Source organism: Mycobacterium szulgai (assembly GCF_002116635.1).
GTDB classification, from domain to species: domain Bacteria; phylum Actinomycetota; class Actinomycetes; order Mycobacteriales; family Mycobacteriaceae; genus Mycobacterium; species Mycobacterium szulgai.
The window spans coordinates 16,987-42,672 of sequence record NZ_LQPW01000137.1 but is presented as its reverse complement, the minus strand read 5'-3'; the positions used below and the strand labels follow the sequence as shown (position 1 = coordinate 42,672).

22 protein-coding genes and 2 tRNA genes are annotated in these 25,686 nt (G+C 65.4%); 12 read left to right on the top strand and 12 right to left on the bottom strand.

Going from position 1 to position 25,686, the window contains the following annotated elements; genetic code table 11:
• Genes AWC27_RS19725 through pknB form a run of 5 tightly spaced genes read left to right on the top strand, consistent with a single transcriptional unit; the run spans nucleotide 1 to nucleotide 7,589 of the window.
• A complete protein-coding gene (locus tag AWC27_RS19725; protein ID WP_085672037.1) occupies nucleotides 1–1,533 on the top strand; it encodes a PP2C family protein-serine/threonine phosphatase in 1,533 nt (510 codons plus the stop codon).
• Nucleotides 1,530–2,939, top strand: a complete 1,410-nt coding sequence (locus tag AWC27_RS19720) for an FtsW/RodA/SpoVE family cell cycle protein (protein ID WP_085672036.1) — start codon at nucleotides 1,530–1,532, stop codon at nucleotides 2,937–2,939. The genes AWC27_RS19725 and AWC27_RS19720 overlap by 4 nt, the downstream gene beginning before the upstream one ends.
• Nucleotides 2,936–4,414, top strand: a complete 1,479-nt coding sequence (gene pbpA / locus AWC27_RS19715; protein WP_085672035.1) for a D,D-transpeptidase PbpA — start codon at nucleotides 2,936–2,938, stop codon at nucleotides 4,412–4,414. The genes AWC27_RS19720 and pbpA overlap by 4 nt, the downstream gene beginning before the upstream one ends.
• Nucleotides 4,411–5,712, top strand: coding sequence for a serine/threonine-protein kinase (locus tag AWC27_RS19710; protein WP_085672034.1), 1,302 nt, complete (start codon nucleotides 4,411–4,413; stop codon nucleotides 5,710–5,712). Before pbpA ends, AWC27_RS19710 begins: the two co-directional genes overlap by 4 nt.
• Nucleotides 5,709–7,589: a Stk1 family PASTA domain-containing Ser/Thr kinase gene (gene pknB / locus AWC27_RS19705; protein WP_085672033.1), complete on the top strand. Its 1,881-nt coding sequence runs from the start codon at nucleotides 5,709–5,711 to the stop codon at nucleotides 7,587–7,589. Before AWC27_RS19710 ends, pknB begins: the two co-directional genes overlap by 4 nt.
• Here pknB and AWC27_RS19700 read toward each other — a convergent pair.
• Together AWC27_RS19700 and AWC27_RS19695 are read right to left on the bottom strand one after the other, a co-directional pair.
• A complete protein-coding gene (locus AWC27_RS19700; RefSeq protein ID WP_085672032.1) occupies nucleotides 7,567–8,262 on the bottom strand; it encodes an aminodeoxychorismate/anthranilate synthase component II in 696 nt (231 codons plus the stop codon). The genes pknB and AWC27_RS19700 overlap by 23 nt on opposite strands.
• Nucleotides 8,263–8,293: 31 nt before the next feature.
• Complete coding sequence (locus AWC27_RS19695) at nucleotides 8,294–9,049, bottom strand: DUF881 domain-containing protein (RefSeq protein WP_085672031.1); 756 nt, start codon at nucleotides 9,047–9,049, stop codon at nucleotides 8,294–8,296.
• Nucleotides 9,050–9,138: 89 nt separating this feature from the next.
• Between AWC27_RS19695 and crgA the strand changes: the two genes are divergently transcribed.
• Nucleotides 9,139–9,420: a cell division protein CrgA gene (gene crgA / locus AWC27_RS19690; protein ID WP_085672030.1), complete on the top strand. Its 282-nt coding sequence runs from the start codon at nucleotides 9,139–9,141 to the stop codon at nucleotides 9,418–9,420.
• 155 nt (nucleotides 9,421–9,575) lie between these two features.
• Nucleotides 9,576–10,001 (top strand): PH domain-containing protein, encoded by a 426-nt coding sequence (locus tag AWC27_RS19685; protein ID WP_085672029.1) that lies wholly within the window; start codon nucleotides 9,576–9,578, stop codon nucleotides 9,999–10,001.
• A gap of 7 nt (nucleotides 10,002–10,008) precedes the next feature.
• On the opposite strand, the gene AWC27_RS19680 is transcribed toward AWC27_RS19685, so the two are convergent.
• Complete coding sequence (locus AWC27_RS19680) at nucleotides 10,009–10,557, bottom strand: peptidylprolyl isomerase (RefSeq protein WP_085672028.1); 549 nt, start codon at nucleotides 10,555–10,557, stop codon at nucleotides 10,009–10,011.
• 99 nt (nucleotides 10,558–10,656) lie between these two features.
• Here AWC27_RS19680 and cwsA point away from each other — a divergent pair, with 99 nt between their 5' ends.
• Both cwsA and AWC27_RS19670 read left to right on the top strand, forming a co-directional pair.
• Nucleotides 10,657–11,082, top strand: coding sequence for a cell wall synthesis protein CwsA (gene cwsA / locus AWC27_RS19675; RefSeq protein ID WP_085672027.1), 426 nt, complete (start codon nucleotides 10,657–10,659; stop codon nucleotides 11,080–11,082).
• A 181-nt stretch (nucleotides 11,083–11,263) separates the two neighbouring features.
• Entirely contained in the window at nucleotides 11,264–13,144 is a 1,881-nt protein-coding gene (locus AWC27_RS19670) for a PE family protein (RefSeq protein ID WP_085672026.1), read from the top strand.
• Nucleotides 13,145–13,175: 31 nt separating this feature from the next.
• Here AWC27_RS19670 and AWC27_RS19665 read toward each other — a convergent pair.
• The 9 genes from AWC27_RS19665 to dnaA form a co-directional block, all read right to left on the bottom strand.
• Nucleotides 13,176–13,248: transfer RNA gene (locus AWC27_RS19665), tRNA-Ala, on the bottom strand.
• A 151-nt stretch (nucleotides 13,249–13,399) separates the two neighbouring features.
• Nucleotides 13,400–13,473 (bottom strand) — tRNA-Ile (locus tag AWC27_RS19660).
• A 58-nt stretch (nucleotides 13,474–13,531) separates the two neighbouring features.
• On the bottom strand, nucleotides 13,532–14,398 hold the full coding sequence (locus AWC27_RS19655; protein ID WP_085672025.1) for a DUF3566 domain-containing protein: 867 nt from the start codon (nucleotides 14,396–14,398) through the stop codon (nucleotides 13,532–13,534).
• Nucleotides 14,399–14,462: 64 nt separating this feature from the next.
• Complete coding sequence (gene gyrA, locus AWC27_RS19650) at nucleotides 14,463–16,973, bottom strand: DNA gyrase subunit A (protein WP_085672024.1); 2,511 nt, start codon at nucleotides 16,971–16,973, stop codon at nucleotides 14,463–14,465.
• A 31-nt stretch (nucleotides 16,974–17,004) separates the two neighbouring features.
• Nucleotides 17,005–19,038 (bottom strand): DNA topoisomerase (ATP-hydrolyzing) subunit B, encoded by a 2,034-nt coding sequence (gyrB, locus tag AWC27_RS19645; RefSeq protein WP_085672046.1) that lies wholly within the window; start codon nucleotides 19,036–19,038, stop codon nucleotides 17,005–17,007.
• Between the two features lie 244 nt (nucleotides 19,039–19,282).
• On the bottom strand, nucleotides 19,283–19,867 hold the full coding sequence (locus AWC27_RS19640) for a DUF721 family protein (RefSeq protein ID WP_372516907.1): 585 nt from the start codon (nucleotides 19,865–19,867) through the stop codon (nucleotides 19,283–19,285).
• On the bottom strand, nucleotides 19,837–20,982 hold the full coding sequence (gene recF / locus AWC27_RS19635) for a DNA replication/repair protein RecF (RefSeq protein WP_085672022.1): 1,146 nt from the start codon (nucleotides 20,980–20,982) through the stop codon (nucleotides 19,837–19,839). The genes AWC27_RS19640 and recF overlap by 31 nt, the downstream gene beginning before the upstream one ends.
• Complete coding sequence (gene dnaN / locus AWC27_RS19630) at nucleotides 20,983–22,182, bottom strand: DNA polymerase III subunit beta (protein ID WP_083112578.1); 1,200 nt, start codon at nucleotides 22,180–22,182, stop codon at nucleotides 20,983–20,985.
• Nucleotides 22,183–22,703: 521 nt separating this feature from the next.
• Nucleotides 22,704–24,227 carry a chromosomal replication initiator protein DnaA gene (dnaA, locus tag AWC27_RS19625; RefSeq protein WP_085672021.1) on the bottom strand — a complete coding sequence of 508 codons (1,524 nt, stop codon included), beginning with the start codon at nucleotides 24,225–24,227 and terminating at the stop codon, nucleotides 22,704–22,706.
• A 514-nt stretch (nucleotides 24,228–24,741) separates the two neighbouring features.
• On the opposite strand from dnaA, the gene rpmH reads away from it, so the two are divergent.
• Genes rpmH through yidD form a run of 3 tightly spaced genes read left to right on the top strand, consistent with a single transcriptional unit; the run spans nucleotide 24,742 to nucleotide 25,668 of the window.
• A complete protein-coding gene (rpmH, locus tag AWC27_RS19620) occupies nucleotides 24,742–24,885 on the top strand; it encodes a 50S ribosomal protein L34 (RefSeq protein ID WP_068111553.1) in 144 nt (47 codons plus the stop codon).
• 22 nt (nucleotides 24,886–24,907) lie between these two features.
• Complete coding sequence (rnpA, locus tag AWC27_RS19615) at nucleotides 24,908–25,282, top strand: ribonuclease P protein component (protein ID WP_085672020.1); 375 nt, start codon at nucleotides 24,908–24,910, stop codon at nucleotides 25,280–25,282.
• A complete protein-coding gene (yidD, locus tag AWC27_RS19610) occupies nucleotides 25,282–25,668 on the top strand; it encodes a membrane protein insertion efficiency factor YidD (RefSeq protein WP_085672019.1) in 387 nt (128 codons plus the stop codon). The genes rnpA and yidD overlap by 1 nt, the downstream gene beginning before the upstream one ends.
• Nucleotides 25,669–25,686 lie beyond the last annotated feature (18 nt).

Sequence of the window (25,686 nt, the reverse complement as noted above, 5' to 3'; positions counted from 1 at the left end):
GTGACCCTAGTTTTGCGCTACGCCGCCCGCAGCGACCGCGGCTTGGTACGTGCGAACAACGAAGACTCTGTCTATGCCGGCGCGCGCCTGTTGGCCCTCGCCGACGGGATGGGCGGTCACGCCGCCGGCGAGGTGGCCTCCCAGTTGGTGATCGCGGCCCTGGCCCATCTCGATGACGACGAGCCCGGCGGAGATCTGCTGGCCAAGCTCGACGCCGCCGTCCGCGCCGGCAATTCGGCCATCGCCGCTCAGGTCGAGATGGAACCCGATCTCGAGGGCATGGGGACCACGCTCACCGCGATCCTGTTCGCGGGCAACCGGCTTGGCCTCGTACACATCGGGGACTCGCGCGGCTACCTGATGCGCGACGGCGAGCTCACCCAGATCACCAAGGACGACACCTTCGTCCAAACCCTGGTCGACGAGGGCAGAATCACCGCCGAAGAAGCGCACAGCCATCCGCAGCGGTCGTTGATCATGCGGGCGCTGACCGGCCACGAAGTCGAACCCACGCTGACCATGCGCGAAGCGCGCGCCGGCGATCGCTACCTGTTGTGTTCCGACGGGCTGTCCGACCCGGTGAGCGACGAGACCATCGCCGAGGCGCTACAGATTCCGGACGTGGCCGAAAGCGCTTACCGTCTGATCGAATTGGCGCTGCGCGGTGGCGGCCCGGACAACGTCACCGTGGTGGTCGCCGACGTCGTCGACTACGAGTACGGCCAGACGCAACCGATCCTGGCCGGCGCGGTCTCCGGTGACGACGACCAACTGACGCTGCCCAACACCGCTGCGGGTCGGGCCTCGGCCATCAGCCCCCGCAAAGAAGTCGCCAAACGCGTCCCGCCACAGATCGAGACGTTCAGCCGGCCCCGGTGGTCGCGGCGGCGAATCGGGCTGGTGGTTGCCCTGGTGGTGCTCGTCGTGGTCGCCGGACTATTCATCGGGCGCACGGTCATCCGCAACAACTACTACGTCGCCGAATACAACGGCACGGTCGCAATCATGCGCGGCATTCAGGGTTCGCTCTTAGGCATGTCGCTGCACGAGCCCTACCTGCTGGGCTGCCTCAACGCACGCAACGAGCTGTCGCAGGTCAGCTACGGCCAATCCGGAGGCCACCTGGACTGCCACCTGATGAAGCTGGAGGATCTGCGTCCGCCGGAACGCGCACAGGTTCAGGCCGGGCTTCCGACCGGCACCCTGGATGACGCCATTGGGCAGTTGCGGGAATTGGCCGCCAACTCTCTATTGCCGCCCTGTCCGGCGCCGCGGGCCACGTCGCCGCCCGAAACAACCGCCCCGGCGACCACCGGCCCGCAGACTCCCAGCCCGTCCTCTTCGCCAGCGTCCACCACTACTCCAACCCCCTCTTCCAGCGGAACCCCAACCGCTTCGGGCCCGAGCCCCAGCACCACCTCCCCGGCCTCGCCTACGTCACCCACGACGTCGCCCACCACTAGTTCGTCGACAGTCACCGCGCTTCCCCCACCCCCACCGCAGCCGGGCATTGATTGCCGGGCGGCGGCATGACCACGCAGCTGCAGCCACCGGTAACGGTGACACCTCCGCTGCCGACGCGGCGCAACGCAGAGTTGCTGCTGTTGTGCTTCGCGGCGGTGATCACCATTGCGGCGCTGCTGATCGTTGAGGCCAACCAGGAGCGCGGCTTGCACTGGGACCTGTTCAGCTACGGGTTGGCCTTCTTGACGCTGTTCGGATTCGCGCACCTGGCTATCAGACGTTTTGCTCCGTACACCGATCCGCTGCTGCTGCCGGTGGTGGCCCTGCTCAACGGGCTCGGCCTGGTGATGATCCACCGGCTCGACCTGGTCGACACCGAGGTAGGCCGGCACGGTCATCCCAGCGCGAACCAGCAGATGTTGTGGACGCTGGTCGGCGTCGCCGCTTTCGCGCTGGTGGTGACGTTCCTCAAGGACCACCGCCAGCTCGCCCGGTACGGCTACATCTGCGGCCTGACCGGCCTGGTGTTCCTCGCCATCCCCGCGCTGTTGCCGCGGTCGCTGTCCGAACAGAACGGCGCCAAGATCTGGATTCGCTTGCCCGGCTTCTCAATTCAGCCCGCCGAGTTCTCCAAGATTCTGCTGCTGATCTTCTTCTCAGCCGTGCTGGTGACCAAGCGCGGCCTGTTCACCAGCGTCGGCAAGCACCTGATGGGCATGACGCTGCCCCGCCCCCGCGACCTCGCGCCGGTCCTGGCGGCCTGGGTGATCTCGGTGGGCGTGATGGTCTTCGAGAAGGACCTCGGTACGTCGCTATTGCTGTACGCATCGTTTCTGGTGGTGGTTTACCTGGCCACGCAGCGATTCAGCTGGGTCCTCATCGGCTTGGTGTTGTTCGCTGCGGGAAGTGTGGTGGCGTACTACCTATTCGCCCATGTCCGGGTGCGGGTGCAGACCTGGCTGGATCCGTTCGCTGACCCGGACGGCGCCGGCTATCAAAGCGTGCAATCGCTGTTCAGCTTCGCCACCGGCGGCATCTTCGGCACCGGGCTGGGCAACGGCCAGCCCGATACCGTGCCGGCGGCATCGACGGATTTCATCATCGCCGCATTCGGCGAGGAACTCGGATTGGTGGGGCTGGCAGCAATTCTCATGCTCTACACGATCGTCATCGTGCGGGGGATGCGCACCGCGATCGCGAGCCGTGACAGCTTCGGCAAGCTGCTGGCCGCCGGCCTGGCATCGACGCTGGCCATTCAGCTGTTCATCGTGGTCGGCGGCGTCACCCAGCTGATCCCGCTGACCGGGCTGACCACACCCTGGATGTCCTACGGCGGATCGTCGCTGCTGGCCAACTATGTGCTGCTGGCCATCCTGGCCCGCATCTCCGACAGTGCCCGGCGCCCATTGCGCACCCGACCACGAAATACGTCGCCGATCGCGGCGGCCGGCACCGAGGTGATCCAGAAGGTATGAACGCCTCGCTGCGCCGGATCTCGGTGACCGTGATGGCGTTGATCGTGTTGCTGCTGCTCAACGCCACTTATACGCAGGTCTTCACGGCTGACGGGCTACGTGCGGACCCCCGCAATCAGCGGGTCCTGCTCGACGAGTACTCCCGTCAGCGCGGGCAGATCACCGCCGGCGGTCAGCTGCTGGCCTATTCGATGGCCACCGACAGTCATTACCGTTTTCTGCGGGTTTATCCCAACCCCGCGGTGTATGCCCCGGTGACAGGCTTCTATTCGCTGCGCTATTCCAGCGCTGGGCTGGAACGGGCCGAGGATCCGGTGCTGAACGGGTCCGATGAGCGTCTGTTCGGCCGCCGGCTGGCTGACTTCTTCACCGGTCGCGACCCACGCGGTGGCAATGTCGACACCACGATCGTCCCCCGCATCCAGCAGGCCGGCTGGGACGCGATGCAGCAGGGCTGCGGCGGTCCGCCCTGCAAGGGCGCGGTGGTCGCGCTAGAGCCGTCCACCGGCAAGATCCTGGCGATGGTGTCCTCGCCGTCCTACGATCCCAACCTGCTGGCGTCCCACAATCCTGACGTGCAGGCACAAGCCTGGCAGGCACTGCGCGACAACCCGGACAACCCGCTGATCAACCGCGCCATCTCCGAGACCTACCCACCCGGCTCCACTTTCAAGGTGATCACCACCGCGGCCGCCCTGGCGGCCGGTGCCAACGACACCGAGCAGCTGACCGCGGCAGCAACAATTCCGCTGCCCAACAGCACCGCCATGCTGGAAAACTATGGCGGCAAGCCGTGCGGGGCCAATCCGACCGTGTCGCTGAGCGAAGCCTTCGCCAAATCGTGCAATACGGCGTTCGTCCAGCTCGGCATCCTCACCGGAGCCGACGCGCTGCGCAGCATGGCGCAGGCATTCGGTATGGACACCTCACCCAGCCCCATCCCGCTGCAGGTCGCCGAATCGACAGTCGGACGCATCCCGGACGCCGCCGCATTGGGTATGTCCAGTATCGGACAGAAGGACGTCGCATTGACTCCGCTGCAAAACGCGGAGATAGCCGCGACCATCGCCAACGGCGGGATTGCGATGCGGCCTTACCTGATCGATAGCCTCAAGGGACCGGATTTGGCCAACATCAGCACCACCGCTCCATATCAGCAGCGCCGCGCGGTGTCGCCGCAGGTCGCCGCTAAGCTAACAGAGCTGATGGTCGGCGCCGAGAAAGTCGCACAGCAGAAAGGGGCCATCCCCGGCGTGCAGATCGCATCCAAGACTGGTACCGCAGAGCACGGCACCGACCCCCGCCATACCCCACCGCATGCGTGGTACATCGCCTTCGCGCCCGCGCAGGCCCCGAAGGTTGCCGTCGCGGTGCTGGTGGAGAACGGGGGCGATCGCCTCTCCGCGACCGGGGGTGCGCTCGCCGCGCCGATCGGGCGGGCCGTCATCGAAGCCGCACTGCAGGGGGGTGCATGAGTCCGAGAGTTGGAGTGACGCTGTCGGGCAGGTACCGCCTGCAGCGGCTCATCGCCACCGGCGGCATGGGCCAGGTCTGGGAAGCTGTGGACAGCCGGCTGGGCCGGCGGGTTGCCGTCAAGGTGCTCAAGAACGAGTTCTCCTCGGACCCCGAGTTCATCGAACGATTCCGCGCGGAGGCGCGTACCACCGCGATGCTCAACCACCCGGGTATCGCCAGCGTGCACGACTACGGCGAAAGCCAGATGGACGGCGAGGGCCGCACCGCTTACCTGGTGATGGAGCTGGTTAACGGTGAACCGCTGAACTCAGTCCTCAAACGCACCGGCCGGCTGTCATTGCGGCACGCGCTGGACATGCTCGAGCAGACGGGCCGCGCGCTGCAAGTTGCGCACGCCGCCGGCCTGGTGCACCGCGACGTCAAACCCGGCAACATCCTGATCACCCCCACCGGCCAGGTCAAGATCACCGACTTCGGGATCGCCAAGGCCGTCGACGCCGCACCGGTAACCCAGACCGGCATGGTGATGGGCACCGCGCAATACATCGCACCCGAGCAGGCGCTGGGCCAGGACGCGAGCCCGGCCAGCGACGTCTACTCGCTGGGAGTCGTTGGGTACGAAGTGGTTTCGGGCAAGCGGCCGTTCACCGGCGACGGTGCTTTGACGGTTGCGATGAAGCACATCAAGGAGCCCCCGCCGCCGCTGCCGCCGGACCTGCCACCTAACGTGCGCGAGCTCATCGAGATCACGCTGGTCAAGAATCCCGCTCAGCGGTATCGCAGTGGTGGACCGTTCGCCGACGCGGTAGCCGCGGTGCGGGCCGGACGCCGGCCGCCCAGGCCCAGCCAGAGCCCACCGGCCGGCCGGGCCGCCCCGGCCGCCATCCCCTCGGCCACCCCGGCTCGGGTCGCCGCGACGCCCAGCCGGACGCCACCGCAACGCCGGTCGCGCCCGGCGACGACGGGCCGGCGGCCGCCGCCAGCGCGACGCACCTTTTCGTCGGGGCAGCGCGCTCTGCTGTGGGCGGCCGGGGTGCTGGGTGCGCTGGCGATCATCATCGCCGTGCTGATCGTCATCAATTCCGGCGCCGACAACCCGCAACAACAACAGCCGCCGACGGTCACCGATACCGGTGGTCCTCCGGCGACAAAGACGCCGTCGGGACAGGGCCCGGCGTTCAATTGGACGGATGGCGAAGAAGCGGGTATTCCTGGACGTCAGAAGCTGAGCCCGGCCGACGCCCCACTGACACTGCAGCATCCCGCGTCGCTGGCCCGATACGAGATAACGCGATGACCACCCCTCGGCACCTGTCCGACCGCTATGAGCTGGGCGACATCCTCGGTTTCGGGGGCATGTCCGAAGTTCACCTCGCCCGCGACCAGCGACTGCATCGCGACGTCGCGGTCAAAGTGCTGCGTGCCGACTTGGCCCGCGATCCGAGCTTCTATCTGCGCTTCCGGCGTGAGGCACAAAACGCCGCGGCCTTGAACCACCCCGCGATCGTGGCGGTTTACGACACCGGTGAAGCCGAGACGCCCGCCGGGCCATTGCCCTACATCGTCATGGAATACGTCAACGGCGTCACCTTGCGCGACATCGTGCACACCGAGGGCCCGATGCCCCCAAAACGCGCGATCGAGGTAATCGCCGACGCCTGTCAGGCGCTGAACTTCAGCCACCAGAACGGCATCATCCACCGCGACGTCAAGCCGGCCAACATCATGATCAGCACCACCAACGCGGTCAAGGTGATGGACTTCGGCATTGCACGCGCGATCGCTGACAGCGGCAACAGCGTCACCCAAACCGCGGCAGTGATCGGGACGGCCCAGTATCTGTCCCCGGAGCAGGCCCGCGGCGACCCAGTCGACGCACGCTCGGATGTCTATTCGCTGGGCTGCGTGCTCTACGAGGTTCTGACCGGCGAGCCGCCATTCACCGGTGATTCGCCGGTATCGGTGGCCTACCAGCACGTACGGGAAGACCCGATCCCGCCGTCGGAACGCCACGAGGGCATCTCGGCCGATCTGGACGCCGTCGTGCTCAAGGCGCTGGCCAAAAACCCGGAGAACCGTTACCAGACTGCCGCGGAGATGCGCGCCGACCTGATTCGGGTGCACAGCGGCGAGCCGCCCGAGGCGCCCAAGGTGCTCACTGGCGCCGAGCGGCGCTCGATGTTGTCTTCGTCGGGCGGAAGCCTCAGTGGCCCGCGCACCGATCCGCTGCCCCGGCAGCCGTATGACGACGGTAGCCGCGATCGCAACGTCGGTTCGGTGGGCCGGTGGGTCGCCGTGGTCGCGATTTTGGCGGTCCTGACCGTCGCCGTCTTCATCGCCATCAACACCTTCGGCGGCAACACCCGCAACATCCAGGTGCCCGACGTGCGCGGGCAGGCGTCGGCCGACGCGATCGCCGCCCTGCAGAACAAGGGCTTCAAGACCCGGACGTTGCAGAAGCCGGACTCGACCATTCCGCCTGACCACGTCATCGGCACCGACCCGGGCGCCAACTCGTCGGTGGGCGCGGGCGACGAGATCACGATCAACGTCTCCACCGGGCCCGAGCAGCGCGAGCTGCCCGACGTCTCGTCACTGACCTACGCCGAGGCTGTCAAGAAGCTCACCGCGGCGGGATTCGGCAAATTCAAGCAGGCCAATTCGCCGTCGACCCCGGAATTGGCGGGCAAGGTGATCGGCACCAACCCACCGGCCAATCAGACCTCGGCGATCACCAACGTCATCACGATCATCGTCGGCTCTGGACCGGAGACCAAGCAGATCCCCGATGTCGCGGGCCAGACCGTCGAAATGGCGCAGAACAATCTCAACGTCTACGGCTTCACCAAGTTCAGCCAGGCGTCGGTGGATAGCCCCAAACCGGCCGGCGACGTGATCGGCACCAACCCGCCGGCCGGCACCATGGTTCCGGTCGATTCGGTGATCGAACTGCAGGTTTCCAAGGGCAACCAGTTCGTGATGCCCGATCTGTCCGGCATGTTCTGGACCGATGCCGAGCCGCGGTTACGCGCGCTGGGCTGGACCGGGGTGCTGGACAAAGGCGCGGACGTGGACGCCGGCGGCTCCCAGCACAACAGGATCGTCTACCAGAACCCGCCGGCCGGTTCCGGAGTGAACCGCGACGGCATCATCACGCTGAAGTTCGGTCAGTAGCCCCGGCCGGGCCCGTCGGGGCCGGAATGTGTGGCCGAACCGCCGTGAGGACTTCGTTTTCCAGCCGGCGCACCAGCGTGTCGTCGCGCGCCCATCCGCAGTACGCGAGCCAGTTCGCCAGCATCCGATGTCCACCCTCGGTGAGGATGGATTCGGGATGGAACTGGACACCGTGGATAGGCAGTGTGGTGTGCTGCACGGCCATGATCACACCGCTGCGGGTGTGGGCGGTGACCTCGAGTTCGGCCGGTAACGACTCCGGCAGGATCGTCAGCGAATGGTACCGGGTTGCCGTGAATGGATCCGGAAGTCCGTGCAACACACCGACATTCGTGTGATGGACGCTGCTGGTCTTGCCGTGCAGCAACTCCGGCGCGCGGTCCACGGTGGCGCCGAAGGCCACCCCGATTGCCTGATGTCCCAGGCAGACCCCGAGCAGTGGCGTGCGCGCCGTCGCGCAGGCGCGGACCAGGTTGATCGATGCGCCCGCACGCTCCGGCGTGCCCGGACCCGGGCTGAGCAGAACGCCGTCGAACTGGGTGGCGACGGCGGCCTCATCGGCGAGCCGGTTGTCGTCGTTGCGCCACACGTCGGCCTCGACGCCCAGCTGGCCAAGGTATTGCACCAGGTTGAACACGAAACTGTCGTAGTTGTCGACGACGAGGATCCGCATCGTGACAGGGTACCGTCACGGATTAGCGCCCTCAGTATCCGATGGGCCCTGCAGGCTTGGCGAAGTGCAGCTGGACGGGCCCGGAGTGGCCGGCGATCTGTACGTCGGACTTGACCTCTTCGCGATAGCCCAGCCCGAAGCGGACCACGTACTGCTTGTAGAGCGTGACCAGTGGCGACGCGGCGAGTGCGCTTTGCATGGCGCCGGCGTTGCCGATGGCGGTAATCGTGTACGGCGGGCTGTAGGTACGGCCGTTCAGCAACAGCGTGTTGCCGACGCAACGCACCACCGAGGTGGCGATGATGCGCTGATCCTGCATCTGAATCGCCTCGGCGCCCGCACTCCACAACGCATTCATGACGCCGTCGATGTCCTGCTGATGTACCACCAGGTCGTCGGGGGAGGCGTCGCGCGGGAAGCGGCCGTTTGCGTCGCGTTGTGCGTCATCAAGGCGCACTACCAGGCCGGGTCCGTGCACCGGGTTCATATCCGCCTCGCCGGCCAGCTCGGCGGATCGTCTCAACATGGCCGCCAATTCGGTGTCAGACGACCGGCCGTGTGTGGCGTCGATCTTCTTGGTCAGTGCTTCGCGCTGGGCGTTGAGCCGGCTGACCGACGACTGCGCCTGACGAACCAGGTCCACCAGGCGCGGTGCATCGCTGCGGCGGATTTCGGCGCCGCCGGACACCCCGTGCGTCGCGGCCAACAGCAGCCCGGCCAGCACGCACACCAGGGGGACGCCGAAGCGCCACGGCGAGCGGCGCTTGTCGTTTGCCGGGTTGCGCACGGTGTCTCCGTTTCCTGGTAGGCGGGCCGGTTGGGTTAGTCTCGTAGCCAAGCTATACCGCCAGCAGCAACCGTAACCAGAGGTAGCAGATGCCCAAGTCCAAGGTCCGTAAGAAGAATGATTTCACCGTCGGCGCGGTCAGCCGCACGCCGGTGAAAGTCAAGGCCGGACCCTCGAGTGTGTGGTTCGTCGCCCTGTTCATCGGTCTGATGCTGATCGGGCTCGTCTGGCTGATGGTGTTTCAGCTGGCGGCGGTCGGCAGCAATGCCCCGACGGCCTTGCATTGGATGGCCGAACTCGGCCCATGGAACTACGCGATCGCGTTCGCTTTCATGATCACCGGATTGTTGCTCACGATGCGGTGGCACTGACGGTTGACGCGGGCGTAATGAATTCATCTTGCGGTCGGATTGTTACTGCGCCAGCAACCTTTGGGCCACCCAATCACACGCGTGTGATTTATCCCCACTGTTGATAGCGTCTGTGGATAGTTGTATCCGCAGTGGTGGGAGGGTCTAGATAGCGCATGCAGCAAACTGAGTGGGCGCCCCCTGCGGCGGGAATCGCTGGTTGCGGCGCCGTCGGTGTTGTGATGGCTATCGCCGCTGTGACTCTAGTCACAGACCCGCCCGGGCGCGTGCTGGCCGGAATTGCCGCACTGGGTCTGATCTTGTTTGCCGGCGCATCGTGGCGCGCCCGACCGAAGCTGGCAATTACGCCCAATGGTTTGGCCATCGGCGGGTGGCTGCGGACGCAGTTATTGCAACGGCGTCAAATCAAGATCATCCGGATCACCGAGTTCCGCCGCCATGGGCGCACGGTCCGCTTGCTCGAGATCGAAACGGTGGGCGGGGGACTGTTCATCCTGTCCCGATGGGATCTGGGTACCGATCCGTTGCAAGTGCTCGATGCCCTCACCGACGCCGGCTATGCCGGGGGTACTAAGCGGTGAAGCTTGCCTAGGAAATCGTGATCGATTCGATGACCACCGGCTCAGTCGGCCGGTCATTGCCATCGGTGGCGGTAGAGGAAATGCTTTCGACGACGCGCTGCGAATCCGCGTCGGTGACCTCACCGAAGATGGTGTGGCGCCGGTTCAGGTGGGGGGTCGGACCGACGGTGATGAAGAACTGCGAGCCGTTGGTGCCCGGGCCGGCGTTGGCCATCGCGAGCAGGTAGGGCCGGTCGAACTGCAACTCGGGGTGGAACTCGTCGGCGAACTTGTAGCCCGGGCCGCCGCGGCCGGTGCCAGTCGGGTCGCCGCCCTGAATCATGAAGCCCCGGATCACCCGGTGAAAGACCGCACCGTCGTAGAACGGACCCGAGGGGCCGCCCGACGCGTTCTGGGTCGAGTACTCCTTGGTGCCCTGCGCCAGGCCCACGAAGTTGGCGACGGTCTTGGGCGCGTGGTTTCCGAACAGGGCGACCTTGATGTCTCCGCGATTGGTGTGCAGCGTGGCGGTTGCGGTCTGAATGGGGCTGTTAGTCACGGGATCACAGTCTGCCATTACCTCTGGACGCGACCACACCGGGTGCGGCGTTCGCACCATAGGCACGCGGGCGTCTTTATGGTGTGCTAGGTAATTGACCAGAGCGAAAGGCGGCAGATGAGCGCTAAGGCGGAAACCCGGTTGACCCCACGGGAGCGACTGACCCGCGGCCTGACCTACTCGGCGGTGGGACCGGTGGATGTCACCCGGGGCGTGGTCGGGCTCAGCGTTCAGTCCGCGCATTCCACCGCATCCGAGCTGCGCCGCCGCTACCGCGAAGGCCGGTTGGCGCGCGAGATCGCGGCCGCCCAGGACACCATCGCCGCTGAGCTGGCCGCCGCGCAGGAAGTGGTGGCCAGCTTGCCGCAGGTGATTCAGGATGCGCGGCGCAAGCAGCGCCGCAGTAAACGGCCGTGGGTGATCGCCGGAGCCGCCGTTGCCGTGGTGGGCGGCGGCGCCATCGCCTTCAGCATCGTGCGGCGCTCGGTTCGTAAGGACCCATCGCCGCTGCCGCCGAGCGTCGAGGTGCAGCCGCGTCCGTAATCGTTGTGGCCGCGTGGCCCGCGGACGCCGAAGTGCTGAACTGCTACCGGGTTTGAGCCGGCCGGGCAAAGTTTGCGCAAACGCAACGATTCCGCACCAGGATAGGCTTACGATGCGTTCCTGCTGACACCACCGGCGACCGGACGGTAGCCGTGGAGCACAGCTCTTGCGGAGGTGCGGAATGTCATTTATCAGCGTTACCCCGCAGGCCCTGCTGGGGGCAGCTTCGGATTTCGCCGCTGTCGATTCAATGATCAAGGCAGCCAACACAATTGCGGCGTTGCCCACCACGGGCGTGCTGGCCGCCGGCACCGACGAAGTATCCGCGCGGATCGCGACGTTGTTCGGTGCGCACGGCCAGGAATATCAGGCGTTGAGCGCCAAGGCTGCGGCCTATGGTGAGCGGTTTCTGCAGAACTTGGTCGCCGGCGCCGGCTCGTATGCCAGCGCTGAAGCCGCTAGCGCCTCGCCGCTGCAGACCGTGGAACAGAACCTACTCGGCGCGATAAATGCGCCCACCCAGACACTGTTTGGTCGCCCGTTGATAGGTAATGGTGCAGACGGGCAGACCATCGCCGGAGTGGGCCAGCAAGGCGGAGCCGGCGGCATCCTCTACGGCAACGGCGGTAAGGGTGGGGACAGTACGGCCGTTGGCGTTGCCGGTGGCGCGGGGGGCGCCGCCGGGTTGTGGGGCAATGGCGGCCTCGGCGGAGTTGGTGGAGCCGGCGCGGCCGGCGGCAATGGCGGTGCGGGCGGATGGCTCAACGGCAACGGCGGCGGGGGCGGCATCGGCGGGGCCGCGATGGCGGGCGTCAACGGCGGCAACCCCGGCGCTGGCGGTAACGGCGGCAATGCCGTCGGGCTGGTTGGCGACGGCGGCGCAGGCGGTAAAGGTGGCACCGGCCTGGCCGGGGTGAACGCCATCAACCCAACCGCAGGGCCCCACGGTCTGGTCGGCGGAAACGGCAACAACCAGATCCTGAGCGTCGACAACGTTACGGCTGCGGCCGGTGCCGGCGCTACGGGCGGTAACGGCGGTCCAGACGGAACGGGCGGCACCGGCGGCAGCGGTGGAACGGGCGGCTTTACAGCCGGTCATACCGGTATTGGGCTGGGAGGCAACGGCGGGGACGGAGGTTCCGGCGGCTTCGGTGGGGACGGTGGGAAGGGCGGCGTGGGCAACGGCGGCGCCGCGAGTCCAACTAGCGACGGCGCCGGCGGTTCCGGCGGCAACGGCGCCGGTGGCGCGATCCCCGGGGGCAACGGCGGTAACGGCGGAGATGCCGGGGAAGGCGACGGCACCTTTGCAATCGGGGGTAAGGGCGGTTCGGGTGGTGGCGGCGGGGCCGGTGCGTTGGGCGGAAGCGGCGGCATGGGTGGTACCGGAGGTCACGGGGGCGCCGGCGGCTTGCTATCCGGCAACGGCGGGCAAGGCGGGGCCGGTGGCGATGGCGGCTCCGGCGGGTCCGGGGGCAATGGCGGTTCCGGTGGCGACGGCGGTCTCGGTGGCACCGCCAAAGGAGACGCCCAGGGGATCGGCGGTGCTGCTGGTCGCGGCGGCCTAGGCGCTGACGGCGGGTTCGGCGGGGGCGGTGGTGCTGGCGGAGCGGGTGGCGCCGGCGGCTCCGCTTCGCACCTGTTCGGGACCGGTGGTGCCGGCGGTCTGGGCGGCAACGGCGGAGCCGGGGGCGGCGGCGGTGCTGGTGGTGTGGGTGGTGACGGCGGCAACGGCGGCAACGGCAATGCTCCAAGCGCCACCGGCGCAGCCACAGGGGGCAACGGCGGCTACGGCGGCAACGGCGGAGCCGGTGGCAACGGGGGCGACGGCGGCGTGGCTGGTGTCGGCGGCGTCGGCGGGTCTGGAGGTCTTTTCAGCCAATCCGGCGCACACGGTTCTGCGGGCGGCGGCGGGACAGCCGGCACGGGAGGCGGGTCCGGCGCCGGTGGGAAGGGCGGCAAGTTCGGTCTGGGCTTCTCCAGCGGTACCGGGACTGCCATTAACGGGATCGCTGGCATCGGCGGGACGGCCGGTGCACCGGGCATAGACGGGACACCGGGTTAGCGCGAGCCGCGCACCGAAAATTTCGGAGTTGTGGAGCCTAGGGGAATCGAACCCCTGACACCCGCCTTGCAAAGGCGGTGCTCTACCAACTGAGCTAAGGCCCCTCTGGGTGATTCACGATGGGATCCGAGGGTGCGTCTTCGGCCATGTGCCAAACTTCGACGTCGCGCCGCGATCGCACTACCAGCGCCACCGCAGCGATCGCTGCCAGCGGCAATGCAATCTTGACGCGACGTCTCAACGGGTTCATGGTCGTGGGCCTAGGAGGACTCGAACCTCCGACCTCTTCGTTATCAGCGAAGCGCTCTAACCGCCTGAGCTATAGGCCCGTAATGGCTTACGGCCGAGCGACGAGATTACCGCAATCGCCGCCCGACTCCCAAAACGCTAGTCGCGGTCGGCCAGTGTCACTTCGATACCGCCGATCAGATCAGTCGTCAGGTTGTAGACGAACGCGGCGATGGTGGCCATCGCCGTCATCAACACGATGTTGACCAAGCCGATCAGCACCGCGCCGCCGAAAATGGTGCCGCTGGAGACCAGTTCGCCGCTGCTGCCGCTGGTGTTGTTCAGCAGGTCGCCGACGTTGCTGTTCAGCTTGGACCACACACCCATGCCGCCCAGCACCAGGTAAAGGAACGCCACGGCGATCATCCAGACGAAGAACAACGCAACCGAGAGCAACAGCGAGACCTTCAGCGTGCTCCACGGATCGATCCGCCGAATCTGCATGCTGGCCCGCACCGGCCCCCGCGCACGCCGGGACGACACCTGAACCCGGGATTCGCGGCCCTCGCGGGCTTCGGCGGTCGCGGTTCGGCCCCCGCCCGATGCCGTCGCCGTCTCCGCCTTCCGTGGTGCCGACGCGCGCGGCATGGGTCCGGACAGGTCGGGCAATTCGCTGGCATAGGCCTCAGCCGGCGGGTTTTCGCTGCGCGCCGGCACGGCCTCGGGTTCCTGCTTAGCCGGCGGTCCTGGTTGGCTGGCCGCCGGTGTCGACGTGCCCGAAATGAAACGGTTCAGCCGGGCATCGATGCTGGACGTCGCCCGCACATCGGTGGGTGGATCGGCGGCTTGACGTTGCGGTTGTTGAGCCGGCCGGGCACCACCGCGCTGCCACGGCGGTGAGTCTGCGGCATCGGGTATGCGGCCGGGGCCGGTCGCGGCCCGGTGTGCACCGGCACGATCGACCGAGCCATCCCCATTCGGGTTGTCGCCCCGATTTGGGGCGCCCGCCTCGTTCGGTGAAGTCACCCCGGGCTCCTAACGTATGTACTCAAGTGGCTGAGTCTAGTTGCCCGGGTTTTCCCGTCGCCGGTTAGCTACTGGACTCGTCCTCGCCGTCGACGTTTTCCTCGGCGCTTTCCTCGGCATTGCGTGCGATGGCTAACAATGTGTCGCCCTCACCCAGGTTCATCAACCGGACGCCCTTGGTCTGCCGTCCGGCCTTGCGGACCTGGCGCGCCGCGGTACGGATGACGCCGCCGCCAGAGGTGATCGCGTACAGCTCGCTGTCGTCATCGACGATCAACGCCCCGACCAGCCGGCCCCGCCGCCGGTCGTACATGACCGTCAATACGCCCTTGCCGCCGCGGTTCTGGACCGGGTACTCCTCGATGGCGGTGCGCTTGGCGTACCCGCCGGACGTGGCGACCAGCAGGTAGGTGCCTTCGCGCACCACGTTCAGCGACAGCAGCCGGTCGTCGGCGTTGAACCGCATGCCCTGCACGCCGGAGGTGGCGCGGCCCATCGGCCGCAGCGCATCGTCGGTCGCCGAGAACCTGATGGACTGCCCATTGGCCGAGACCAGTAGCAGGTCCTCCTCGGCCGAACACAGCACCGCGCCCACCAGCTCGTCTTCGCCGCGCAGGTTGATGGCCACGATTCCGCCGGAGCGGTTCGAGTCGAAATCGGTCAGCTTGGACTTCTTGACCAGACCGTTCTGAGTGGCCAGCACCAGATAGGGCGCATCCTCATAGCTCTTGATCTGGATGACCTGGGCGATGCGCTCCTCGGGTTGGAAGGCCAGCAGGTTGGCCACGTGCTGACCCCGCGCCGTTCTCAGTGCTTCCGGCAATTCGTAGGCCTTGGCCCGATACACCCGGCCCTGTGTGGTGAAGAACAGGATCCAGTCGTGGGTGGAGCAGACGAAGAAGTGCCGGACGATGTCGTCCTGCTTGAGGCCGGCGCCCTGCACACCCTTACCGCCGCGCTTTTGGCTGCGGTACAGATCGGTCTTGGTGCGCTTGGCATAGCCGGTTTCGGTGATGGTGACGACCACGTCCTCGCGCGCGATGAGGTCCTCGTCACTGACATCGCCGTCGGCCGCGATGATCCGGGTACGACGGTCGTCGCCGTGCTTTTCGACGATCTCGGCGAGTTCGTCGCGCACGATCTTCCGCTGCCGCTCCGGCTTGGCCAGGATGTCTTCCAGATCGGCGATCTCGGCCTCGATCTTGGCCAGGTCGTCGACGATGCGCTGGCGCTCCAGGGCGGCCAGCCGCCGCAACTGCATGTCGAGGATGGCCTGCGCCTGAATCTCGTCGATGTCGAGCAGCTCGATCAGGCCCTGTCGGGCGATGTCGACGGTTTCCGACGCCCGGATCAGGGCGATCACTTCGTCGAGTGCGTCGAGCGCTTTGACCAGACCGCGCAGGATGTGGGCCCGCTCGTTGGCTTTTCGCAACCGGTAGGTAGTACGCCGGACAATGACGTCGAGTTGATGTGCGACGTAGTAGCGGATCATCTGGTCGAGGCGCAGCGTGCGCGGTACCCCGTCGACGATCGACAGCATGTTGGCGCCGAAACTTGTCTGCAGCTGGGTGTGCTTGTAGAGGTTGTTCAGCACAACCTTTGCCACCGCGTCGCGCTTGATCTCGACGACGATGCGCAAGCCGACTCGGTCGCTGGACTGATCCTCGATGTTGGAAATGCCGGCCAGCTTGCCGTCGCGAACCTGCTCGGCAATCGAGGTGATGAAGTTGTCGTGATTGACCTGATACGGCAGCTCGGTGATCACCAGCGAGGTGCGGCCGCGCGAATCTTCTTCTACCTCAACGACTCCGCGCATCCGGATGGAGCCGCGGCCAGTCTTGTAAGCATCGGCGATGCCTTGCGACCCGACGATCAACCCGGAGGTCGGAAAGTCAGGACCCTTGACCCGCTCCATGACGGCGGCCAATGTCGCCTCTTCGTCGGCGTCGTGGTTCTCCAGGCACCAGAACACCGCTTCGGCGAGCTCGCGCAGGTTGTGTGGCGGGATGTTGGTCGCCATGCCGACCGCGATGCCGCCGGACCCATTTGCCAACAGGTTGGGGAACCGGCTGGGCAGTACCGTCGGTTCCTGTACCCGGCCGTCGTAGTTCGGGATGAAATCGACTGTCTCCTCGTCGATTTCGCGTAACATCTCCATGGCTAGCGGAGTCAGCCGGGCCTCGGTATATCTCATGGCGGCTGGTGGGTCGTTGCCCGGCGAGCCGAAGTTGCCCTGCCCGTCGACCAACGGATAACGCAGCGACCACGGCTGGGCCATGCGTACCAAGGTGTCGTAGATCGACGCGTCGCCGTGCGGGTGGTAGTTACCCATCGTCTCAGCGACCGAGCGCGCCGACTTGGCGTGGCTGCGGTCCGGGCGGAACCCGGAGTCGTACATGGCATACAGCACCCGGCGGTGCACCGGCTTGAGCCCGTCGCGCACTTCAGGCAACGCCCGCCCGACGATCACGCTCATCGCGTAATCGATGTAGCTGCGCTGCATTTCCTGCTGAATGTCAACCGGTTCGATGCGGTCGACCGAGTCGTCACCAGGCGGCAACGTCGTGTCAGTCATCTATTCCTCGTTTTGATCGAAGGCGGACTGGTTAAACGTCTAGGAAGCGAACGTCCTTGGCATTACGGGTGATAAAGCTGCGGCGCGCGTCCACGTCCTCACCCATCAGAATGGAGAACAGCTCATCGGCCGAGGCGGCGTCGTCGAGGGTGACCTGGCGCAGCACTCGCACCGACGGATCCATCGTGGTCTCCCACAACTCCTTCGCGTCCATCTCGCCCAGACCTTTGTAGCGCTGAATGCCGTCTTCTTTGTTGATCTTCTTGCCGGACTTCAGCCCCGCCTCTAGCAGACCGTCGCGTTCGCGGTCGGAGTAAGCGAATTCCGGCTCGGTGCGTTGCCACTTCAGTTTGTACAGCGGCGGCTGCGCCAGGAAGACGTGCCCGTTCTCGATGAGCGGGCGCATGAACCGGAACAACAACGTCAACAACAGCGTCGAGATGTGTTGGCCGTCAACGTCGGCGTCGGCCATCAGCACGATCTTGTGGTAGCGCAGTTTGGCGAGGTCGAACTCGTCGTGAATTCCGGTACCCAGCGCGGTGATGATCGCCTGGACTTCGGTGTTCTTCAGCACCCGGTCGATGCGGGCCTTCTCGACGTTGATGATCTTGCCGCGCAACGGAAGTATCGCCTGAAACATCGAGTCGCGGCCGCTCTTGGCGGAGCCGCCGGCCGAGTCCCCTTCCACCACATACAATTCCGACTTGCGCGGATCGGTGGAGCGGCAGTCGGCCAGCTTGCCGGGCAGCCCACCGAGATCGGTAGCGCTCTTGCGACGCACCAACTCTCGTGCCTTGCGGGCGGCGATACGCGCCTGTGCCGACGAGACCGCCTTGTTCACGACGGTTTTGGCTTCCGACGGGTTGGCCTCGAACCAGTGGGTCAGCTGTTCGTTGCAGACCTTCTGTACGAACGACTTGACCTCGGTGTTACCCAGTTTGGTCTTGGTCTGGCCCTCGAACTGCGGTTCGGCAACTTTCACCGAGATGACCGCGGCCAGGCCCTCGCGAATGTCGTCGCCGGTGAGGTTGGCGTCCTTCTCCTTGAGCAGCTTCTTGTCTTTGGCGTACTTGTTCACCACCGATGTCAGTGCGCTGCGGAACCCTTCTTCGTGGGTGCCGCCCTCGTGGGTGTTGATGGTGTTGGCGAAGGTGTGCACCGACTCCGAATAGCCGCCGTTCCACTGCATCGCGATCTCGACCTCGTGCCCTTCACCCTTGCCGTCGAAGGCGACGACACTCTGCTGGATCGGGCTCTTGGTCCGGTTGATGTGCTTGACGAAGTCGATCAGCCCGCCGGGGTAATGGAAAGTGCGGTGCTTAACCTTATGCGGCCCTTTGGATTCGGCCGCCTTTTCTTCGGCGGACTTGGGTGCCTCGGCGGTGTCGCTGACGACCTCGTCGACAACCTCGTCCTGGGCAACTCGCTCGTCGGTGAGGTTGATGGTCAAGCCCTTGTTCAGGAATGCCATTTCCTGCAGCCGGCGTGCCACGGTCTCGAAGTCGTATTCGGTGGTCTCGAAGATGTCCGGGTCGGCCCAGAACCTAATCGTCGTTCCGGTCTTCTTAGTGGCTTCACCCTGTTTGAGCGTGCCCGGCACGGCCTTGTCGTAGAACTGCGACCACTCGTGGCCGTCACGCTTGATGTCGACCTCGAGCCGGGTCGACAGCGCGTTCACCACCGACACCCCGACGCCGTGCAGACCACCACTGACGTTGTAGCCACTGTTCTCGCCGCCGAATTTGCCGCCGGCGTGCAGTTGGGTCATCACCACGTCGACGGTTGGGGCACCGGTAGCGTGCATGGCGACCGGGATGCCTCGCCCGTTGTCGGCGACTTCGACGCTGCCGTCGTCGAGTAGGCGCACATCGACTTGGTTTGCGTAGCCGGCCATGGCCTCGTCTACCGAGTTGTCGACCACCTCCCAGACGAGGTGGTGTAAACCACGCTCGCCGGTGGACCCGATGTACATGCCCGGGCGTTTGCGGACGGCCTCGAGGCCTTCAAGAACGGTGATCGCCGAAGCGCCGTATTCGTCTTGTGCCTTCTTCTTTTGGGCAGCCACGTTCGGAATGCTCTCCTTGGGGTTGCATGCGAGCGGTTCAGTCACCGCAGCGGTCGCATCACACCACTCTACCGTGATCGACCGTCAGCACCGATTTTGTGGGCGCGTTTCCACCTATCTGATTGCGCCGTGCGCTTGATTTCTTCATTCCAGTCGCGTCCGGACGTTCGAGAAACGGCTCTGATTCGTCCTCGTGGCTCTGAGACGTCCCTCGTTCCGGGCCCGTTCAACCCGTTTTAAGGTTCTAGCCGTAGGTGTCGCGGGGCCCTCGGCCGGCGATGTGCCGCGGCCCTTTGCGCCAGGACGGGGTGACCGGACCGGTGATTTTCAGCGACGTGACCACACCGTTGCCAACGGCGGCAGCGATGCGGGCCAGCAGCTGGGCTTGGATGATACGCAACTGCGTGGCCCACGCCGTCGATTCGGCCGTCACACTGAGCACCCCGTCGTTGAGGGCGGTCGGGATGGCATGGTCGGCGATCTGCTGCCCGACGACCGTTCCCCACTGGCCGAACACCATGCCCTCGGCAACGTGCGTGGACCAGCCACGCTTTTTTGCCATATCCCGCGCCAGCCGGCCCAGAGGTTGCGGATCACGAGCGTCAGGTCCAGGTCCAGACCAACTGCGGCGCTGGCCCGCGACGCGGCGGGGTGCCCCGGGCCCCGCCCGACCTCGGCCGGCATCCATGCCGCGGGCTCTGGCCGCGGCGCGGGCTTCTTCGAGCGTGCGTCTCACCAAGTCGATGCCGCGCAGCTCGTTCGCCTCACCCGGGTTCTGGCCGACGTCTTTGTTGTCTGTCATTGCCGCACCTCCGAAACCCGCCCGGATTCGCCGTCCCGCAGCTCGACGTGCACCCGTCGTGCGTCCCAGCCTTCGGGAATATCCTCTAACACCGCGGCGGTCACCAATACCTGCTCGGCCGATTCGGCGACCGTCGCCAGCGCACGCCGACGCTTGGTGTCCAACTCGGCGAACACATCGTCGAGTAATAACACCGGGTCGCTGCCGTCGGCACGTAACAACTCGTAGGCCGCCAACCGCAGCGCTACCGCCATGGACCAGGATTCCCCATGGCTGGCAAAACCTTTCGCGGGTTGATCACCCAGCCGTAATTCCAGATCGTCACGGTGGGGACCGACCAGACACACTCCGCGTTCCAGCTCGGCGTCGCGCCGGGCGGCCAGCGCGGTCAACAACGCTGCCTCCAGCAGTTCGCGGTCGGTTCCAGCACCTGCAATGTCCGTGCTGGCGCGATACGCGATGGCGGCCGCGCGTGATTCCGGCGCCAGCACCTGATAAGCCTTCTCCACTTCGGGTGCCAGCTGATTCACCAAATCGATACGTGCGGCCATTAATTCGGCCCCATGCTGAGCCAGCCGGCTGTCCCAAACGTCGAGTGTTTCCAACGCCCCGCGGTCGCCGCGGTAGCGCGCGCCGGACACGGACTTCAGCAGCGCCGTGCGCTGCCTCAGGACCTTGTCGTAATCAGCGCGCACCCCGGCGATCGTCGGGCGGCGCACCGTCGCCAGATCATCGAGATAGCGGCGCCGATCAGAGGGATCTCCGCGAACCAATGCCAGATCCTCCGGAGCAAACAACACCGCGCGTAGCACCCCGACTACCTCGCGGGTGCTACGCACCGGTGACCGGTTCAACCGGGCTTTGTTGGCCCGCCCCGCCGCGATCTCCAGGTCGACCGCGCATTCGCGACCCTCGTTGACAACGATGGTCGAGATCACAGCACGCTCGGCACCCGCGCGAATCAACGGCGCGTCAGTACCAACCCGATGCGAACTCAATGTCGTCGAATACCACAGCGCCTCAAGAAGATTCGTTTTGCCGAAGCCATTCCGGCCGACGAACACCGTCCGCCCCGCAGGTAGTTCGAGGTCGGCGTGGGCCCAGGACCGGAAATCGCGCAGTCCTAAATGCCGTACATACACCTATCCGGGCAACCGAACCGGCATCAACAGATAAACGTAGTCCGTGGGCACCGCGGGGAACGGGCCGCTGCCGGTGGGCACCGAATCCTCGGCTGACGCGGGGCGCAGCAACGCCGGCTTGCCCGGAGTGGTGAAACCGAACGACACCCGCTCGGAATGTAGCGAGCCCAGCCCGTCGGTCAGATATGTGGGATTGAACGCGATGGTCAACGGTTCACCGGCGTAGTCCACCGCGAGGTCCTCTTCGGCACGCCCCACATCGTCGGCGCCGGCCGACAGCCGCAGCATGCCGTCGGCGAACTCCATTCGCACCTGTGCGCCGCGGTCGGCCACCAGGGCAACCAGCTTGATCGCTTCGGTCAGCTGGGCGACGTCAATGCTGGCCACCGCGGTGTGTTCGGCCGGCAACAACTGTCGAAACTTCGGGAACTCGGCGTCGAGAAGCCGGGTGGTGCTGCGCTTGCCGTTGCCGGTGATGCCAAGTAGGCCTTCTTTGCCGACGCCCGGTCCAGATCCCAAGGACAACCGAACGTCGCCGCCGTCGGTGCCGGCTTTGGCTGCCTCCGCGAGTGTCTTGGCCGGCACCAGAACCGAGGCCTCGATGTCGGGTGACAGCGCAGTCCAGGTCAGCTCGCGGACCGCCAGCCGGAATCTGTCGGTGGCCGCCAAAACCACCGTCTCCCCGGATATTTCGACACGAATGCCGGTCAGCATGGGCAACGTGTCGTCGCGCCCGGCCGCGATGGCGACCTGGCCGATCGCCTCGGCGAACAACTCCGCCGGTAACGACCCGGTCTCCTCGGGCAGCGAGGGCAGCGTCGGGTAATCCTCAACGGCCATTGTCGGCAGCGAAAACCGGGCGCTGCCGCAGGTCAACGCGACGCGGTTGCCGTCAACGTAGAAGTCGACGGGTTTGTTGGGCAACGCCCGGGTGATGTCCGACAACAACCGTCCGGACACCAAAACACTTCCCGGAGAGGCGATTTCGGCAGGGACTTGTACTTCGGCCGACACCTCGTAGTCGAAGCCGGAAATCGTCAGGCCCTCGTCCGAACCGGTCAGCAGCACTCCGGAGAGCACCGGCACCGCGGGCCTGGTGGGCAGATTCTTCGCCACCCACGACACCGCATCGGCAAAGGACTCTCGCACCAAACGAAACTTCAAGTCGGTGAGACCAGCTCGGGTCGTAGCCGCGTCCATTGCGTCCCTTCACCTAACAGTGAGTTCGAAATCCGTCAAAGCGATCGGCCAGCGCCCCCGCCAGCGCATCGACGACCGTAACGGCAGTCGAACACCAACCGTAGAGCTTCTCGCGCCAAGTTGAAAGCTAATCACTCACGCTGACAAGCACCGTCAGCCGGGCTCACTAAACGCACTGTGCATGCGGTGTCCCCAGCGCCGTTTTGCAAAGAAGAAACAACGAAGAGATCTCAATAACAGTATTAAGGGGTGTGGATTCTGGGGACAGGCGCGTCTCGGCGCTGCTAGGTGACCGGACGGGGTTGTGGATGACAGCCTGGACAGTTGTGTGGTGCGTGTTGGGCCAGTGGGGATGAATCACATGTGTGCACGGAAGCGCAAAGCTTCCACGTGATTCTGCGTGCTCTGTACACAGGGCTGCGCACAACGCGGCGGTGTGGCTGGTGTGACATGCGGGAGAGAAGTTTTTTGAAAAAAGATGAGCGAGAACGTGCGCTGGAAGGCGTGGGAAGGTGCTTGGGTCAGCGCTTGGAGCGCTGCCGGATGCGAGTGGTGAGCTCTTTGACGTGATCGAAGACCTCGCGACGCTCGGCCATCTCGGACAGAATCTTGCGCTGGGCGTACATGACGGTGGTGTGATCGCGGCCGAAGGCCTGGCCGATCTTGGGCAGCGAAAGATCGGTGAGTTCGCGGCACAAATACATTGCGATCTGTCGTGACTGGGCCAGCGCCCGGGTCTTGCCGGGGCCGCGTAACTCTTCGACGGTGGTGTCGAAGTATTCGGCGGTTGCAGCCATGATGGTCGCCGCGCTGATCTGCATGGTGCTGGCGTCGGCGATGAGGTCGCGCAGCACGATCTCGGCCAGCGCCTTGTCGATCGGCGTCTTGTTCAGCGAGGCGAACGCGGTGACCCGGATGAGGGCACCCTCGAGTTCGCGGATGTTGCGTTCGATGCTGGACGCGATGAGTTCCAAGACATCGTCGGGCACCGCGAGACGTTCCATCTGTGCTTTCTTGCGCAGGATGGCGATGCGGGTCTCCAGCTCGGGCGGCTGTACGTCGGTGATCAGACCCCACTCGAAGCGGGTACGTAGCCGGTCCTCGAGGGTGGCGAGCTGTTTGGGCGGGCGGTCTGAGGAGATGACGATCTGCTTGTTGGCGTTGTGCAACGTATTGAAGGTATGGAAGAACTCCTCCTGGATACCTTCCTTGCCTTCGATGAACTGAATGTCATCGACCAGCAGGACGTCGACGTCGCGGTAGCTGCGCTTGAAGGCGACCTTGCGGTCGTCGCGCAGCGAGTTGATGAAGTCGTTGGTGAATTCCTCGGTGGAGACGTACTTGACCCGCATGCCGGGGAATAGCCGCTGGGCGTAGTTACCCGCCGCGTGCAGCAGATGGGTCTTGCCGAGACCGGATTCACCCCAGATGAAAAGTGGGTTGTACGCACGCGCCGGCGCTTCGGCGATCGCCAGGGTGGCCGCGTGGGCGAACCGGTTGGAGGCGCCGATTACGAAGGTGTCGAAGGTGTAGCGACGGTTGAGGCTGGTGCCGCCGGCTGTCGCGGAGTCGTTGTTCGACGGCCGCTCGGTGAAATACGTCGGCCAAGCCGGCTGTCCGCCGACCTCGTCGGCTTCGTCGGCGTCCTTATCCGATCCGTTTTCGTCGGGCGGGGAGAAGGCGTCGGTTGTCGTGAAGGTGTCCGACGGCGCGAAGGTGCTGTCTTGGGGGAGTGCGTTGTCGTCGTCGGATTGGGGTGGAGCGATGCGTACCCCGAGCTGGATCTCATGGCCGAGCCGACGGCTCAGCGCATCGGTGATCGGAGTGCGCAGATGACGTTCGATTTCGTTTTGGACGAAGCTGCTGGGAACCGACAGCAGAGCAAACCCCTCGACGATCGTGAGTGGTTGGACGAGGTTGAGCCATGCTCTTTGCTGAGGAGTCAGTGGAGTGGTTAGGGTGGCGCCGTTGCTGGACTCCCCGTTGAGTTCGGAGACGACCGCGCTCCATACTGTGGCAAAAGCGGAACCGGGGTCATCGGTCAACGACGCATCTCCCTGATTTCTCGCTCGACGACGACGAAGCAACTGTCCACATGGTTATCCACAGATGTGGAAAGGGTCGGTCGGAAAACGTGCCGCAGCCTACCGGCAACGGCTTGCGATCTCCGTGGCTGGAGACAACCACCTGGTTGTCTGGGCAGCTAGTCGATCCGCCATCCTCGCTTCATTGTCGACAGCCGATCCAAATCCGAAGCGGCTTGCAAACTACACCCGCCCGAAGCTAACAGTTTTCGGTGCGGCTGCCAACCGTTGTTTTGTATTCGACTGGGTTCTTTTTCGTTGGGCGGCTAAGGCGCTTGATGTGGGCGAGGTTTGACCAGGACAAGCCTCGTCAGTACCCTCAAACAGTCGCCCGAAAGTCGGCGATGCGGCTGCGACCCGGGTGAAGTTATCAGGGGACCGCGCCGGCCAGTTTGCGAGACCACCTCCGACCGGCGAGTTGCCAAGCGTTATGCGGCGGCCGGATGGTTATGCCAGACACACCGAGGAGAACGTTGTGGCCAAGGGCAAGCGGACCTTCCAGCCGAACAACCGGCGCCGAGCCCGCGTTCATGGTTTTCGGTTGCGGATGCGCACCCGTGCCGGGCGGGCCATCGTCTCCGGTCGGCGCCGTAAGGGTCGCCGCGCTTTAACTGCCTGATCGCAACACGGGTTTCTTAGCGGTGCTTTGTGCACGCAACCGCATGAGGCGGTCCACCGAGTTTGACGCGACGGTGAAGTACGGGATGCGTACGGTGCAACCTGACGTCATCGTCCATGTCCGGCGCGGCAGCGAGCGCGAGGAAAATCTCAACAAGGGTCGGGGCCCGCGGGTCGGTCTGATCATTGCCAAGCCGGTGGGGTCCGCCGTCGAACGCCATCGGGTCGCCCGTCGGTTGCGGCACGTTGCCCGCCCCATGTTGGACTCGCTGCATCCGCGCGATCAGGTGGTGATCCGCGCGCTGCCCAGCAGCCGGCACGTGTCCTCGGCATGGCTGGAACAACAATTACGAAGCGGCTTGCGGCGCGCTTTCGAACTGGCGGGCAGCGAGCGGTGATGGCCTCGGCGGGAAACCCTGGGAGCGTGGTCCGGGTCGCCGGCCGGAAGATCGCGCGTGGGTTGATCTTTCTGATCCAGCTTTACCGGCACATGATCTCACCGCTGCGCCCGGCGTCGTGCCGCTTCATTCCGACCTGTAGTCAGTACGCCGTCGATGCCCTCACCGAGTACGGGTTGATCCGGGGGAGTTGGCTGACCTTTGTCCGGCTGGGCAAGTGCGGACCGTGGCATCGGGGAGGATGGGACCCGATACCGGAGCGCCGCGAGCGCCATGAGTGCCGGGCCGACGGGCACGCTGCCGGGACTGTTGCGGACCGGGACGACCGTGAAGACGCCAGCTGGGACAGCCCAGCGCTGCGAGGGGAGAGCAAGTCTCTTGTTTGATTTTTTCAGCCTTGACTT